This window comes from Burkholderia sp. BCC0419 (assembly GCF_902830285.1).
In the GTDB taxonomy this organism is placed as follows: domain Bacteria; phylum Pseudomonadota; class Gammaproteobacteria; order Burkholderiales; family Burkholderiaceae; genus Burkholderia.
This window is the reverse complement of the sequence record NZ_CADESR010000001.1, coordinates 2,279,082-2,293,802: the sequence shown is the minus strand read 5'-3', so window position 1 is coordinate 2,293,802 and position 14,721 is coordinate 2,279,082. Positions and strand designations below refer to the sequence as shown.

Sequence of the window (14,721 nt, the reverse complement as noted above, 5' to 3'; positions counted from 1 at the left end):
GGAATCGTCTGGTTGTTGTCGCGGCGGCGTGCGCCGCCGTGGGGTGCTGCATGGATGATGCCCGAACGACCGCTTACGCGCCGAGCGCGATCAGGCCTTCCGGCGCGATCGTGAGGCCGACCGCCGTGCCGCGCGCGAGCGCGATGCGGCCCGGCACGTCGATCACGAGCGCGTCGGGTGCCGCATGCTCGATCGTGAGCCGCGTGCGCTCGCCGAGGAACGCGCACGCGCCGACCGCGCCGCGCAATGGCGCATGCGCGGGATCGGCGAGCTGCGCGTCCTCGGGGCGGAAGAACCATTCGTCGGCCGCATGCGGCGTGGCGATTGCGCCGCCCGTCGTTTCGAGCGCGCCGTCGCGCCACTGGCCCGCCAGCCGGTTCAGCGTGCCGATGAACTGCGCGACCGTGCGGTTCGCGGGGTGGTAGTAGATCTCGCGCGGCGTGCCGATCTGCTCGATGCGGCCCGCGCCCATCACGACGATCCGGTCGCCGAGCTCCATCGCTTCGGCCTGGTCGTGCGTCACGTAGACGGTCGTCACGCCGAGCGTGCGCAGCAGCGTGTTCATGTCGCGGCGCAGCACGTCGCGCAGCTTCGCGTCGAGCGCGGTCAGCGGTTCGTCGAGCAGCAGCACGCGCGGCTGCACCGCGAGCGCGCGCGCCAGCGCGACGCGCTGACGCTGGCCGCCCGACAGTTGATCGACTGGTTTGTCCGCATGCGCGTCGAGCCGCATCATCGCGAGCAGTTCGTCGACGCGCTCGCGCAACGCGCGCGGCTCGGTCTTGCGGATCTTCAGCCCGTAGCCGACGTTGCCGCGCACCGTCAGGTTCGGAAACAGCGCGTAGTTCTGGAACACCATGCCGACCTGCCGGCGCTCGATCGGCAGTGCGGTGACGTCGTCGTCGCCGAATGCGATCGTGCCGCCGGCATCGGGCATGTCGAGGCCCGCGATCAGGCGCAGCGTGGTCGTCTTGCCGCAGCCGGAAGGCCCGAGCAGCACGAGCGTTTCCCCGGCGCCGATCGACAGGTCGAGCGGTTCGAGCACGCGTGTGCCGCGGAACGTCTTCGCGCAGCCGGTCAAGGTGACGGGAGTGGAATCGAGTTTCATGTCTGCAAAAAAGTCAGCGCGGGCGCTTCTTCAGCGCGCGCGTACCGGACGGATCGACGCCGAGCCACTGCATCGTGACGAGTAGCGGCAGCGTCATCAGCAGGAACAGGATCGTGTACGCGCTGCCGACTTCGAGGCGCAGCGACGCATACGTATCGGCGAGCCCGACCGGCAGCGTCTTGGTGTCGGGCGTATGCAGCATCCACGTGAGGTTGAATTCGCCGATCGACAGCGTGAGCACCGCGAGCGCACCGGCGACGATGCCGGGCCGCAGGTTCGGCAGCACGATCGTGACGAAGCGCGTGACGAACGATGCGCCGAGGCTCGCCGCGCCTTCCTCGAGCGTGCGCAGGTCGGCGCCGGCCGCGACGGCCGCCACCGCGCGCACCATGAACGGCAGCGTGAACACGACGTGGCCGACGACGATGAACCACAGGCTCATCCGGAACGCGGTGAAGCCGCCGTACACGACCAGCAGCGCGAGCGCCGAAGCCAGCCCCGGCAGCGCGACCGGCAGCACGAGCGCTTCCTCGATCGCGCGCGCGAGGCGGCTCTTGCTGCGCGCGAGCGCATAGCCGGCCGGCACGCCGACGACGAGCACGATCGCGAGCGTCGCGAATGCGACGTAGAGCGACAGCGCGACCGAGCCGTGATACTGCTGCCATACCTGCTCGAGCCAGTGCAGCGTGAGGCCGCTCGACAGGCCGCGGAAATAGTTGACGGTCAGCCCCGCGAGCACCGACATCACGACGGGCACGATCAGGAACGCGCACAGCAGCAGCGTGACGCCCCATTGCAGCGCGGCGATCGCACGTGCGCCGGCGACGCGCGGCGCACGGCGCGCGGCACGCGTCGTTTGCAAGGGGGCCGGAGCAGGCGCCGGCGACGGCGCGGGCGAACCGGAAAGCGATTGCATGAAGAAATCCTCAGGCCGCGGCGGCGGCAGTGTGGCCGGTGAACCGGCGCGCGAGTGCGAGCACGGCCCACGTGACGACGCCGAGCACGATCGACAGGCCGGCCGCCGTCGCGATGTTCGCGTTCAGCGTGAACTCGGTGTAGATCGTCATCGGCAGCACGTTCAGGTCGGTGGCGAGCGTGAACGCGGTGCCGAACGCGCCCATCGCGGTCGCGAAGCAGATCGCGCCGGCCGCGATCAGTCCCGGCGCGAGCGCGGGCAGCACGATGTCGACGAAGATGCGCCACGGCGACGCGCCGAGCGAACGCGCGGCTTCCTCGAGCGACGCGTCGAGCTTCGACGCGGCCGCGATCACGGTGACGATCACGCGCGGAATCGAGAAGTACAGGTAGCCGACGAACAGACCCGCGACCGAATAGGCGAACACCCATTTATCACCGGTCAGCTTCGCCGACAGCATGCCGATCAGCCCCTGGCGCCCCGCAAGCATGATCACCATGAAGCCGACCACGACGCCCGGGAACGCGAGCGGAAACGTGAGCAGCGCGAGCAGCACGCGCTTGCCGGCGAATTCGCGGCGCGCGAGCAGCAGGCCCGAGATCGTCGACAGCGTGAGCGTCGCGAGCGTGACGCCCGCGGACAGCGCCACCGTTTCGCCGAGGCTCTTCATGTAACGCGCGTTGCCGAGCAGCGCCGCGTACTGCGAGAAGAAGGCGCCGTCGGCGGACACCTGCACGAGCGACGCCATCGGCAGCAGCCAGAACGCGGCGAATACCGCCAGCGCCGGCGCGACGAGCGCGACGCGCCAGCGCAGCGGAAAAGTCAGGTCGAGCATCGGTTGCGTCCCGCGGCTTACTGCATGATCTGCAGGTACTGCTGGCCGAACGCCTGCTGGCCGGCCGCCATCTTGCCAAAGTCGACCGGCTTCGCCCGCGCGTATTCGCTCGCCGGCAGGAACTTCGCGGCGATGTCGGCGCCGAGCGTCTGCGCGCGCACCGGGCGCAAGTACGCGTTGGCCCACAGCTTCTGGCCTTCGTCCGACAGCACGAAGTCGAGCACCTTCTTGCCGTTCGCGTCGTGCGGCGCGCCCTTCACGAGGCTCATCACGTACGGCACCGCGATCGTGCCTTCCTTCGGGATCACGAACTCGACGTTCGCGTTGTCCTTGTATTTCGCGCGGTACGCATCGAAGTCGTAGTCGAGCAGGATCGGGATCTCGCCGGACAGCACGCGCGCATAGGCCGTCTGCTTCGGCACGATCGGCGCGTTCGCCTTCAGCTTGCGGAACCAGTCGAGGCCCGGCTTGAAGTTGTCGAGGCTGCCGCCGAGCGCCTGGTTGACGGCGACCGCGCCCGCGTAGCCGACGAATGCGCTCGACGGATCGAGATAGCCGACCATGCCCTTGTATTCGGGCTTCAGCAGATCGGCCCACGAGCGCGGCACCGGCTTGCCGTCGAGCGCGTCCTTGTTCACGAAGAAGCCGAGCGTGCCCGAGTGGATCGCGAACCAGTAGCCTTGCGGGTCCTTCAGGTTCGCGGGAATGTCGTTCCAGTGCGCGGGCTTGTACGGCGCGATCACGCCCTTGTCCTTCGCCTGGAATGCCGACGACACGCCGAGGTAGACGACGTCGGCCACCGGGCTCTTCTGCTCGGCGATCAGCTGCGCGATCGCCTGGCCCGAGTTCTTGTTGTCGAACGGTACGCGGATGCCGGTCTTCTGCTTGATCGCCGCGATCTGCGCGGCCCAGTCGGCCCATTCGGGCGGGCAGTTGTAGCAGATCGCCGTTTCGTCGGCGTGGGCCGCGGGGGCGCCGGCGACGAGCGCGGCAAAGGCGAGCGGCGCGGCAAGCGCGCGCAGCAGCGAGGTCAGGCGAAAGGACACGGTGGGTCTCCGGGCGAGAGTGGGTGTAGCGCTGGGGTGGTGTGGGGTTCGGTATGCGTGGACGTGCGGCTGGCGATCACGCCTTGCGCAAGTGCAGCTCGGTGGCCGGCGGCGCAACCGTCGCACCGTCGCGCACCGCATGCGGCAGGATCATCGACGTGCGGTCGATCGCCGCGCCGCCGATGGATTCGACGAGACGCTGCCAGGCGTGGCGGCCGATGTCGCGGTTCGGCGTCGCGACGCTCGCGAGCGGCGGCGCGAGCAGCTCGCCGATCGCAATGCCGTCGAAGCCGAGCACCGACAGGTCGTCGGGAATCGAGAAACCCGCGCGGCGCAGGCCGCGCATCACGACCATCGCGAGCAGGTCGTTGCTGCAGAAGAGGGCGGTCGGGCGCGTGGCGTGCGCGGTGAGGTGCGCGAGCACCGCATCGGGCAGCTCGGGCGCGTTGAAGTCGACCTCGACGGGCGGCAGCGGTGCCACGCCGCTTTCCGCGAGTGCCTGCGCATAACCGAGATGACGCTGGCGCGCGCGATCCGATGCGGCGAGCGAACCAGCCAGCATCAGCACGCGGCGATGACCGAGCGCGGTCAGCAACTGCACGCCGTCGTAGGCGGCACGGCGGTTGTCGACCGACACCGACGGACGGCGCTGCGTGTCGTTGTGCATCAGCACGTAGTGCGGGCCGTCGCGGTCGAGCATGTCGAGCAGCGGGTGCGTGTCCGCATCGGCGACGGTGAGGATCAGCCCTTCGACGCGCTGCTCGCGCAGCGTCTCGATCGCATGACGCTCGCGCGCCGCGTCGTATTCGGTCGTCATCAGGATCAGCTTGAAACCGGCCGCGGTTGCGAGTTCGTCGATGCCTTGCAGACAGTCGGCGAACACCGGGTTCGACAGCGTCGGCACGACGACGCCGACGAGCCGCGTGCGCTCGCCGCGCAGTTGCCGGCCGAGCGGGCTCGGGCGGAACTGCAGCGTGTCGATGGCGGTGCGGATCGTCTGCAGCGTGGCGGGGCTGACGGTATGCGGCGCGTTGATCGCACGCGAAACGGTGGCGATCGAGAAGCCCGCGAGGGCAGCGACGTCCTTGATGGTCGAGGTCATGTAGTCATGCGATGTAAACGTTTTCGGCCGGGGAATTATCGAAAACGTTTGTGACTTCGCGATGACGCGCACGATGTGTGTTTCGTAAAAAGCACGATACAAACATCAGACGGTTGGCGCCCCGTCGGGCACGGGGGGCTTCGATTGTATCGGCGGATGTTGCGGCGCGGGAGGAAATCGGCGATGGGAGTGGCAACGTCGTCGGTTACGCCATATGAATTCGGCCGCGGACGGGGCCGCCAAATGTGCTGCATCGCGATGCATTGCGCGGGAATCAGGGAACGCATGCGCCAAGCAATGGTAGAATCGCGTCCGCCCTTTTGCCGGGGTGATGAAATTGGTAAACATAGCGGACTTAAAAGATTGAGTGCCCGGTCGGAAACGGCCGGTGCAGAACCCTTCAAATTCGGTGAAACCCCTGATGTGCAACGTGTACATCGAGGCAACGCCGAGCCAAGCCTCGCGGTACGACTGCAGCGAGGAAGGTGTAGAGACTAGACGGGGGGCGCCTAAGGCGCACGGGCAGCGGTCACGCCCGCGCGCGACGGTGAAGGCATAGTCCAGCGCACGAACGGCTCGCGCACGCGACGCCGGCTTCGAAAGAAGCAGTGTGACGAAAATCCGCCGCCTTAATTGGCTTGCCGGTTCAAGTCCGGTCCCCGGCACCATCGATTGCGTTGATGCGATTCGATGAAGGTGTAAAAAAACCCGCGAGAAATGCAGCGCTCGCGGGTTTTTTGTTGGGCGCGCCGCATGCGTCGGCGCGGCGACACGGCTCGCGGGCGCGCTTCACTGCGACGAACACGACGCCATGTGATACTGGCACGCACGTCGCACCGGATACCTTTTGCCGCCAGCGGCACATGCGTTCCGTCGATCGTCTTCAACGCAGTTTGCCTCCCGCAAGACCACCCTTCATGACCGACTCGACCCATCACTATTACGAACCCTCGCAAGGCCACGGCCTGCCGCACGATCCGTTGAACGCGATCGTGGGCCCGCGCCCGATCGGCTGGATTTCATCCCGCGGCAGCGATGGCACGCTGAACCTCGCGCCGTACAGCTTCTTCAACGCGTTCAACTATCGTCCGCCGATCATCGGTTTTTCGAGCACGGCCGCGAAGGACAGCCTGCGCAACGTGCAGGAGACTGGCGAGTTCGTATGGAACCTCGCGACGCGCGACCTCGCCGAAAAGATGAACCAGACCTGCGCCGCGGTGCCGTATGACGTGAATGAATTCGACCTCGGCGGTTTGACCGCGATTCCGTCGCGCCTCGTCAACGTGCCGCGCGTCGCGGAAAGCGGCGTCAACTTCGAATGCAAGGTGACCGACGTGATCCGGCTGCGCGATCATCGCGGCGTCGAGACGCCGGCCACGCTGGTGCTGGGCGAGGTCGTCGCGGTCCATATCCGCAATGATCTGCTCAAAGACGGCATCTTCGACACGTTCGGCGCGGACATCATTCTTCGTGCGGGCGGCCCGTCGGCCTACGTGCACGTAAAGCCCGACAGCCGCTTCGACATCTTCCGGCCCGACGCGTGATCGATCGCGCGCCGCAGTAAGCCGGTAATCGGGCGCACGAGCGCCCGAACCCGAAAAGACCCCGCGGAGATCCAGGATTTCGCGGGGTCTTTTGCTTCGTACCCTCACATGATCGGGACGTGACGATCCGTCTGTCCCCGGCGCCCGATCGATCACCGCCGATCCAGCGACCCTGCACCGCAGCAATCCCGTCCTGCGCCGACTCCGCTCGCCGCACTCACGCGCGGCCGCGATCCGCCATGGCAAATCTGCTCACCACGAACGAGCGGCTTGGGCATCGACGTCCGCCGCCGCAAGGCATAGATTTCCAAGGTTGACGTGCTTATCCGCGCGTCAGCTCGCGCGCAGGCCGGCAACCGGCCCGCGCGTTCCCAAACAGCGTGAGACACAATCGAGCGTGGAGACGACACGATGAGCCTGTCAGAGCCATTGCGTCTGCATGTGCCGGAGCCCACCGGGCGCCCGGGCTGCAAGACGGACTTTTCCTATCTGCATCTATCGCCGGCCGGCGCCGTCCGCCGCCCGCCGATCGACGTTGCCGCGGCGGACACCGCCAATCTCGCCCGCAGCCTCGTGCGCGTGCTCGACGACAGCGGCAAGGCCGTCGGCCCGTGGGCTCCCGATCTCGACGATGCGCGGCTGATCGCCGGGCTGCGCGCGATGCTCAAGACCCGCATTTTCGACGCGCGCATGATGATTGCGCAGCGCCAGAAAAAAATCTCCTTCTACATGCTGAGCCTCGGCGAAGAGGCGATCGGCACCGCGCACGCGATGGCGCTGCGCGACGGCGACATGTGCTTTCCGACCTACCGGCAACAGAGCATCCTGATCGCGCGCGACGTGCCGCTCGAGCGGATGATCTGCCAGCTGATGTCGAACGAAGGCGATCCGCTGAAGGGTCGCCAACTGCCGGTGATGTACTCGGACCGCGAAGCCGGCTTCTTCTCCATTTCCGGCAACCTCGCGACGCAGTTCATCCAGGCGGTCGGCTGGGCGATGGCGTCGGCGATCAAGGGCGACACGAAGATCGCATCCGCATGGATCGGCGACGGCGCGACGGCCGAAGCCGATTTCCACACCGCGCTCACGTTCGCGCACGTGTACCGCGCGCCGGTCGTGCTGAACGTGGTCAACAACCAGTGGGCGATCTCGACGTTCCAGGCGATCGCGGGCGGCGAGGGCACGACCTTCGCCGGGCGCGGCGTCGGCTGCGGGATCGCGTCGCTGCGCGTCGACGGCAACGATTTCCTCGCGATCTACGCGGCGTCGAGCTGGGCGGCCGAACGCGCGCGCCGCAATCTCGGCCCGACGCTGATCGAGTGGGTGACCTACCGCGCGGGCGCGCATTCGACGTCGGACGATCCGACCAAGTACCGGCCGAGCGACGACTGGTCCCATTTCCCGCTCGGCGATCCGATCGAGCGTTTCAAGCGTCACCTGATCGTGAAGGGCATCTGGTCGGACAGTGCGCACGATGCGTTGACGGCCGAGCTCGAGGCCGAGGTGATCGCCGCGCAGAAGGAAGCGGAGAAATACGGGACGCTCGCCGACGACCGGATTCCGTCGCCGGCCTCGATGTTCGACGACGTATACAAGGAGCTGCCCGCGCACCTGCGCCGTCAGCGCCAGGAACTGGGAGCATGATCATGGCGCAACACGAGACAGACACGGCGACGCAGCCGATGACGATGATCCAGGCGCTGCGCTCCGCGATGGACGTGATGCTCGGGCGCGACAGCGATGTGGTCGTGTTCGGGCAGGACGTCGGCTATTTCGGCGGCGTGTTCCGTTGTACCGAAGGACTGCAGAACAAATACGGCAAGTCGCGCGTGTTCGATGCGCCGATCTCCGAAGGCGGGATCGTCGGCGTGGCGGTGGGGATGGGCGCATACGGGCTGCGCCCCGTCTGCGAGATCCAGTTCGCCGACTATTTCTATCCGGCCTCCGACCAGATCGTGTCGGAAGGCGCGCGGCTGCGCTACCGCTCGGCCGGCCAGTTCATCGCGCCGATGACGATCCGGATGCCATGCGGCGGCGGCATCTACGGCGGGCAGACGCACAGCCAGAGCCCGGAGGCGATGTTCACGCAGGTGTGCGGGCTGCGCACGGTGATGCCGTCGAATCCGTACGACGCGAAAGGGCTCTTGATCGCGTCGATCGAGAACGACGATCCGGTGATCTTCCTCGAGCCGAAGCGGCTGTACAACGGGCCGTTCGACGGCCATCACGAACGGCCCGTCACGTCGTGGCTCAAGCATCCGGCGAGCGCGGTGCCGGAAGGCTATTACACGGTGCCGCTCGATACGGCCGCCATCGTGCGGCCCGGCAACGACGTGACGGTGCTGACGTACGGCACGACCGTGCACGTGTCGCTGGCCGCGGCGGAGGAGACGGGCATCGACGCGGAAGTGATCGACCTGCGCACGCTGTGGCCGCTCGATCTCGACACGGTCGTCGCGTCGGTGCGCAAGACCGGGCGCTGCGTCGTGGTGCACGAGGCGACGCGCACCTGCGGCTATGGCGCGGAGCTCGTGTCGCTGGTCCAGGAACACTGCTTCTACCACCTCGAAGCGCCGGTCGAGCGCACGACGGGCTGGGACACGCCGTATCCGCATGCGCAGGAATGGGCGTACTTTCCGGGCCCGACCCGGGTCGGTGAAGCGTTGCGACGCGTGATGGAGGCGTGAGATGGGGATTCATGTCATCAAGATGCCGGATATCGGCGAAGGGATCGCCGAGGTCGAGCTGGTGGCCTGGCATGTGGAAGTCGGGCAGACGATCAAGGAAGACCAGCCGCTCGCCGACGTGATGACCGACAAGGCGGCGGTCGAGATTCCGTCGCCGGTGACGGGCAAGGTGGTCGAACTGGGCGGCCGGATCGGCCAGATGATGGCGGTCGGCAGCGAGCTGATTCGTCTCGAAGTCGACGGTGACGGCAACCTGAAGGCCGCGGCACCGGTGCGAGAAACCAAGGTAGCAACCGCACCGGTCGCGGCGGCGCCGTCGAAACCGGCGGTGGCCGACGCGCCGGCCGAACCGCCTGCGCAGCCTGCGGCCAGCCGCGCCCCGGCGAAACCGCGCCGCGACGAACCGGCCGCGCCGCCGCGCGCGGCGCTCGCGCCGGGCGAACGGCCGCTCGCGTCGCCGGCCGTGCGCCAGCGTGCGTGGGACATGGGCATCGAGCTGCGCTACGTGCGCGGCACCGGCGAAGCCGGGCGGATCCTGCATACGGATCTCGATGCGTATGCGCGCACCGGCGGCGGCTCGGCGCACGGGTCGCAACCGCGCGGCTACGACGAACGCCACGACGAAACCGAAGTGCCGGTGATCGGCCTGCGGCGCGCGATCGCGCGCAAGATGCAGGAAGCGAAGCGCCGCATCCCGCATTTCAGCTACGTCGAGGAAATCGACGTCACCGAGCTCGAATCGTTGCGCACGGAACTGAACCGCCGCCACGGCGATACGCGTGGCAAGCTCACGCCGCTGCCGCTGCTGATCCGCGCGATGGTGATCGCGCTGCGCGACTTCCCGCAGATCAACGCGCGTTTCGACGACGAAGCGGGCGTCGTCACGCGCTACGGCGCGGTGCACATGGGCGTCGCGACGCAGACGGACGGCGGCCTCACGGTGCCCGTGCTGCGCCATGCGGAAGCGCGTGATGTATGGTCGATCTCGGCCGAAATCGCGCGGCTCGCCGACGCGGTGCGTGCGAACCGTGCGCAGCGCGACGAACTGAGCGGGTCGACGATCACGATCTCGAGCCTTGGCGCGCTCGGCGGCATCGTGTCGACGCCGGTGATCAATCATCCGGAAGTGGGCATCGTCGGCGTGAACCGGATCGTCGAGCGGCCGATGATCCGCGACGGTGCGGTCGTCGCGCGCAAGATGATGAACCTGTCGTCGTCGTTCGACCATCGCGTCGTCGACGGCGCGGATGCGGCCGAATTCATCCAGGCCGTGCGCGCGGTGCTCGAACGCCCGGCACTGCTGTTCGTGGAGTGAGCCGATGAAGAACGAACACACCACACTGCTCGTCATCGGCGGCGGCCCGGGCGGCTACGTCGCCGCGATCCGCGCCGGCCAGCTCGGCATTCCGACCGTGCTGGTCGAACGCGACCGGCTCGGCGGGACATGCCTGAACATCGGCTGCATTCCGTCGAAGGCGCTGATCCACGTGGCCGACGCGTTCGAACAGGCGTGCGGCCATGCCGGCGAAGGCGCGCTCGGCATCCGCGTGCGTACGCCCGAGATCGACATCGCGAAAAGCGTCGCATGGAAGGACGGCATCGTCGACCGGCTGACGCGCGGCGTCAGCGCGCTGCTCAAGAAGAACGGCGTGCGCGTGCTGCACGGCGAAGCGCACGTGCTCGACGGCAAGACCGTCGAGGTCGTCGTCGGCGGCCATACGGTGCACATCGGTTGCGAACACCTGTTGCTCGCGACCGGTTCCGAACCGGTCGAGCTGCCGTCGATGCCGTTCGGCGGGCACGTCGTGTCGTCCACCGAAGCGCTGTCGCCCGCGACGCTGCCGAAGCGGCTGGTCGTCGTCGGCGCCGGCTATATCGGGCTCGAACTCGGGATCGTCTATCGCAAGCTTGGCGTCGACGTCAGCGTCGTCGAAGCGGCCGAGCGCGTGCTGCCTGCGTACGATGCCGAACTCGGGCGGCCGGTTGCCGATTCGCTCGCGCGCCTCGGCGTGCGGCTTTGGCTCGGCCACCAGGTGCTCGGGCTGGACGCGCACGGCGCGGTGCGCGTGCAGGCGGCCGATGGCGCCGAGCAGGCGCTACCGGCCGATCGCGTGCTGGTTGCGGTGGGCCGTCGGCCGCGGGTCGACGGTTTCGGGCTCGAGTCGCTGATGCTCGATCGCAACGGCCGCGCGCTGTGGATCGACGACACATGCCGGACCTCGATGCGCAACGTTTGGGCGATCGGCGACGTCGCGGGCGAGCCGATGCTCGCGCATCGCGCGATGGCGCAAGGCGAGATGGTGGCCGAGCTGATCGCCGGCCGGCGTCGCCAGTTCATGCCCGCGTCGATTCCGGCCGTCTGCTTCACCGATCCGGAGATCGTGACGGCGGGCTGGTCGCCGGACGATGCGCACGCGGCCGGCGTCGATTGTCTGAGCGCATCGTTCCCGTTCGCGGCGAACGGGCGTGCGATGACGTTGCAGGCGACCGACGGATTCGTGCGCGTCGTCGCGCGGCGCGACAATCACCTGATCGTCGGCTGGCAGGCGGTCGGGCGTGGCGTGTCGGAGCTGGCCGCGGCGTTCTCGCAGTCGCTGGAGATGGGCGCGCGGCTGGAAGACATCGGCGGCACGATCCACGCGCATCCGACGCTCGGCGAAGCGTTGCAGGAAGCGGCGTTGCGCGCGCTCGGACACGCGCTGCATGTTTGACGTGCGGGCCTGACGGGGCCGTAATTTTTCGAGACGAGAGGAGGGTTGCCGCCGCCGCGTCGGCCGACGATCATGTCGATAGCCGGAAACCGGGCCGCCTCGGGCCCGCCAACGCAGGCTCCAAACGGAAGAACCGGACATGCAACTGCTGCTCGTCGGCGCGACCGGACTCGTCGGACGCCACGTCCTCGAAGTCGCGCTGGCCGATACGCGGGTCGACCAGGTGATCGTCCTCGCGCGCCGGCCGTTGTCGCCGCACCCGAAGATGCGCGCACTGGAAGTCGATTTCGACCATCTGCCCGACACGGCCGACTGGTGGCACGCGGATGCCGTGATCTGCACGCTCGGCACCACGATGCGGGCCGCCGGTTCGCAGGCGGCGTTCCGGCGCGTCGATCACGACTATCCGCTCGCGGTCGCGCGGCTCGCGCATCGGCACGGCACGCCGACCTACGTGCTGAATTCCGCACTCGGCGCGGACGCTGCGTCGCGCATCTTCTACAACCGCGTGAAGGGCGAGGTCGAACAGGCGCTCGCCGGCGTCGGGTTCGATTCGCTCACGTACGTGCGACCGGGCCTGATCGGCGGCAGCCGCGACGAGTTCAGGTTCGGCGAGCGGCTGTTCGTGTTCGCGTTGAGCGCCGCCGCGCCGGTGCTGCCGGCGAAGTGGCGCGTGAATCCCGCGTCGCGGATCGCGCGCGCATTGCTCGACGCGGCGATCGACGCACGGCCGGGCGTGCAGGTCGTCGCATCCGACCGGCTCGTCTGATACGGCGACGGTGCGACGAAAGCGCGGTGTCGTGACGCAGAGTCACGGCACTGACGACAACTGACTGCGCACGCGACATCGACGCCGCGCGGCACCTGCTGAACTTCCTCCCGCCGACGCCATGACGGCCGCACCCGTTCGGGCCCCCGGCCGCTCAAACTTTCATTTTTCCGACGTCTGCCTTGCGGCGAAATTGCCCCGGCATCCCCCCGATCATTCGGACGATTTCGAAAGTCGAGCGATTCCGGGTAATCACCGATATCTCGCAAGTTGTATATACAAGATCATCCGCTGGCAATGTCGGCACCCGTCGTGCCGGTTGCGCGCCAGCGTGCTGACCGTGCGTGCGTGGCGCATGCCGGCGATCCACGGCGCCCCGCATCCGCAGAGCCGAAAGGGCGGCTCGCAGCTTCCTGTCTCGTTCAAACCATGTGTGGTCCTGAGTATTTTGGAGATTGACCCGTGTCAACGAATTCCAGTGGAAAAGCCGGCGGACTGATCGAGGTTCGCTCGATCGACTTCATTCCCGACGCCGAGCGCCACGGCGGCCTGCTGAGCCAGTTCACGCTGTGGCTGTCGGCGAACATGCAGATCACGGCCATCGTCACGGGCGCGCTCGCGGTCGTGCTCGGCGGCGACGTGTTCTGGTCGCTGGTCGCGCTGCTGCTCGGCCAGCTCGTCGGCGGCGCGGTGATGGCGCTGCACGGCGCGCAGGGGCCGCAGCTCGGTCTGCCGCAGATGATCTCGAGCCGCGTGCAGTTCGGCGTGTACGGCGCGATGATCCCGATCGTGCTGGTGTGCCTGATGTACATCGGCTTTTCCGCCAGCGGCTCGGTGCTGGCCGGGCAGGCCGTCGCGCAACTGCTGCACGTCGACGATGCGGCCGGCATCCTGCTGTTCGCGGCCGTGATCGTCGTGCTGACCGTGTTCGGCTATCGCGCGATCCACTTCGTCGGCCGGATCGCGAGCGTGGTCGGCATCGTCGCGTTCGTCTACATGTTCGCGCAACTGTTCGCGAACCACGACATCGGCGCGCTGCTCGCGAACCGGCATTTCTCGCTCGCGAGCTTCCTGCTCGCGATGTCGCTGTCCGCGTCGTGGCAGATCGCTTTCGGCCCGTACGTGGCCGACTATTCGCGCTACCTGCCGCGCTCGACGTCGTCGGTCGCGACGTTTCTCGCGGTCGGCCTCGGCTCGGTGATCGGCGCACAGGCGGCGATGGTGTTCGGCGTGTTCGCGGCCGCGCTCGCCGGCAGCCAGTTCGCGCACCATGAAGTGTCGTACATCGTCGGCCTCGGCTCGACGGGCGCCGTGGCCGCGCTGCTGTATCTGAGCATCGCGTTCGGCAAGGTGACGGTGACGGCGCTCAACGCGTATGGCAGCTTCATGTCGATGGCCACGATCGTCAGCGGTTTTCGCGGCAAGGGCGCCGTATCGTCGAAGAGCCGCCTCGTGTACATCTTCGGGATGATCTGCGTGTCGACGCTGATCGCGCTCGCGGGCCGTCATTCGTTCCTGAAGGAATTCACCGCGTTCATCCTGTTCCTGCTCGCATTCTTCACGCCGTGGAGCGCGATCAACCTGGTCGACTACTACTGCTTCACGCGTTCGCGCTACGACGTGCCGGCGCTGTCCGATCCGGACGGTCGCTATGGGCGCTGGAACGTGATGGCGATCACGATCTACGTGGTCGGCATCCTGGTACAACTGCCGTTCATGTCGACGCACATCTACACGGGGCCGCTCGTCGATGCGCTCGGCGGCACCGACATCTCGTGGATCCTCGGCCTCGTCGTGCCGGCCGTGCTGTATTACATCGCCGCCCGCGCGTCGCGACGCAGCATTCCCGAACGCCTGATCCGGCCGCTCGAACGCGGCGAAGTTCACCACTGACGCCAAGTCTCGCGCCTCGGGCCGGCACGTCGCCGGCCTGAGCGCCGAGCCGGTCGCAATCTGCGCCGGGCGCTGTCGACACAATCCCGTATCTCGCGATACCGGTGCGGCAT

The 14,721-nt window shown here is 67.7% G+C and carries 13 protein-coding genes; 7 read left to right on the top strand and 6 right to left on the bottom strand.

The annotated features are described in order from the left end of the window. Positions 1-73 precede the first annotated feature (73 nt). The 6 genes from HWW87_RS10215 to HWW87_RS10190 all read right to left on the bottom strand — a co-directional run bounded on the left by HWW87_RS10215 (position 74) and on the right by HWW87_RS10190 (position 5,891). Positions 74-1,105: an ABC transporter ATP-binding protein gene (locus HWW87_RS10215; RefSeq protein WP_175820188.1), complete on the bottom strand. Its 1,032-nt coding sequence runs from the start codon at positions 1,103-1,105 to the stop codon at positions 74-76. A gap of 13 nt (positions 1,106-1,118) precedes the next feature. Beyond that, positions 1,119-2,021 (bottom strand): ABC transporter permease subunit, encoded by a 903-nt coding sequence (locus tag HWW87_RS10210; protein ID WP_175820187.1) that lies wholly within the window; start codon positions 2,019-2,021, stop codon positions 1,119-1,121. Between the two features lie 10 nt (positions 2,022-2,031). Continuing rightward, positions 2,032-2,856: an ABC transporter permease gene (locus HWW87_RS10205; RefSeq protein ID WP_175820186.1), complete on the bottom strand. Its 825-nt coding sequence runs from the start codon at positions 2,854-2,856 to the stop codon at positions 2,032-2,034. A gap of 17 nt (positions 2,857-2,873) precedes the next feature. After that, positions 2,874-3,902 carry an ABC transporter substrate-binding protein gene (locus HWW87_RS10200; protein ID WP_175820185.1) on the bottom strand — a complete coding sequence of 343 codons (1,029 nt, stop codon included), beginning with the start codon at positions 3,900-3,902 and terminating at the stop codon, positions 2,874-2,876. Positions 3,903-3,978: 76 nt separating this feature from the next. Continuing rightward, positions 3,979-5,004: a substrate-binding domain-containing protein gene (locus HWW87_RS10195; protein WP_175820184.1), complete on the bottom strand. Its 1,026-nt coding sequence runs from the start codon at positions 5,002-5,004 to the stop codon at positions 3,979-3,981. A 629-nt stretch (positions 5,005-5,633) separates the two neighbouring features. Continuing rightward, positions 5,634-5,891 (bottom strand): hypothetical protein, encoded by a 258-nt coding sequence (locus HWW87_RS10190; protein ID WP_175820183.1) that lies wholly within the window; start codon positions 5,889-5,891, stop codon positions 5,634-5,636. 30 nt (positions 5,892-5,921) lie between these two features. On the opposite strand from HWW87_RS10190, the gene HWW87_RS10185 reads away from it, so the two are divergent. The 7 genes from HWW87_RS10185 (at position 5,922) to HWW87_RS10155 (ending at position 14,608) form a co-directional block, all read left to right on the top strand. Beyond that, positions 5,922-6,548 (top strand): flavin reductase family protein, encoded by a 627-nt coding sequence (locus HWW87_RS10185; protein WP_175820182.1) that lies wholly within the window; start codon positions 5,922-5,924, stop codon positions 6,546-6,548. Positions 6,549-6,959: 411 nt separating this feature from the next. Beyond that, positions 6,960-8,192 (top strand): 3-methyl-2-oxobutanoate dehydrogenase (2-methylpropanoyl-transferring) subunit alpha, encoded by a 1,233-nt coding sequence (locus HWW87_RS10180; RefSeq protein ID WP_059573914.1) that lies wholly within the window; start codon positions 6,960-6,962, stop codon positions 8,190-8,192. 2 nt (positions 8,193-8,194) lie between these two features. Further along, positions 8,195-9,235, top strand: coding sequence for an alpha-ketoacid dehydrogenase subunit beta (locus tag HWW87_RS10175; RefSeq protein WP_175820707.1), 1,041 nt, complete (start codon positions 8,195-8,197; stop codon positions 9,233-9,235). A gap of 1 nt (position 9,236) precedes the next feature. Beyond that, the gene (locus HWW87_RS10170; RefSeq protein ID WP_175820181.1) at positions 9,237-10,550 is read left to right on the top strand and encodes a dihydrolipoamide acetyltransferase family protein; all 1,314 of its coding nucleotides are present in this window, start codon (positions 9,237-9,239) and stop codon (positions 10,548-10,550) included. A gap of 4 nt (positions 10,551-10,554) precedes the next feature. Then, entirely contained in the window at positions 10,555-11,946 is a 1,392-nt protein-coding gene (gene lpdA / locus HWW87_RS10165) for a dihydrolipoyl dehydrogenase (protein WP_175820180.1), read from the top strand. Between the two features lie 139 nt (positions 11,947-12,085). Continuing rightward, on the top strand, positions 12,086-12,715 hold the full coding sequence (locus HWW87_RS10160) for an NAD(P)H-binding protein (protein ID WP_175820179.1): 630 nt from the start codon (positions 12,086-12,088) through the stop codon (positions 12,713-12,715). 462 nt (positions 12,716-13,177) lie between these two features. Further along, positions 13,178-14,608, top strand: coding sequence for a cytosine permease (locus tag HWW87_RS10155; protein ID WP_175820178.1), 1,431 nt, complete (start codon positions 13,178-13,180; stop codon positions 14,606-14,608). The last annotated feature ends 113 nt before the right edge of the window (positions 14,609-14,721 follow it).

Coding starts and splice junctions, on each gene's coding strand:
- HWW87_RS10215 (WP_175820188.1), bottom strand. CDS start 1,105: ATGAAACTCGATTCCACTCCCGTCACCTTGACCGGCTGCGCGAAGACG.
- HWW87_RS10210 (WP_175820187.1), bottom strand. CDS start 2,021: ATGCAATCGCTTTCCGGTTCGCCCGCGCCGTCGCCGGCGCCTGCTCCG.
- HWW87_RS10205 (WP_175820186.1), bottom strand. CDS start 2,856: ATGCTCGACCTGACTTTTCCGCTGCGCTGGCGCGTCGCGCTCGTCGCG.
- HWW87_RS10195 (WP_175820184.1), bottom strand. CDS start 5,004: ATGACCTCGACCATCAAGGACGTCGCTGCCCTCGCGGGCTTCTCGATC.
- HWW87_RS10185 (WP_175820182.1), top strand. CDS start 5,922: ATGACCGACTCGACCCATCACTATTACGAACCCTCGCAAGGCCACGGC.
- HWW87_RS10180 (WP_059573914.1), top strand. CDS start 6,960: ATGAGCCTGTCAGAGCCATTGCGTCTGCATGTGCCGGAGCCCACCGGG.
- HWW87_RS10175 (WP_175820707.1), top strand. CDS start 8,195: ATGGCGCAACACGAGACAGACACGGCGACGCAGCCGATGACGATGATC.
- HWW87_RS10170 (WP_175820181.1), top strand. CDS start 9,237: ATGGGGATTCATGTCATCAAGATGCCGGATATCGGCGAAGGGATCGCC.
- lpdA (WP_175820180.1), top strand. CDS start 10,555: ATGAAGAACGAACACACCACACTGCTCGTCATCGGCGGCGGCCCGGGC.
- HWW87_RS10160 (WP_175820179.1), top strand. CDS start 12,086: ATGCAACTGCTGCTCGTCGGCGCGACCGGACTCGTCGGACGCCACGTC.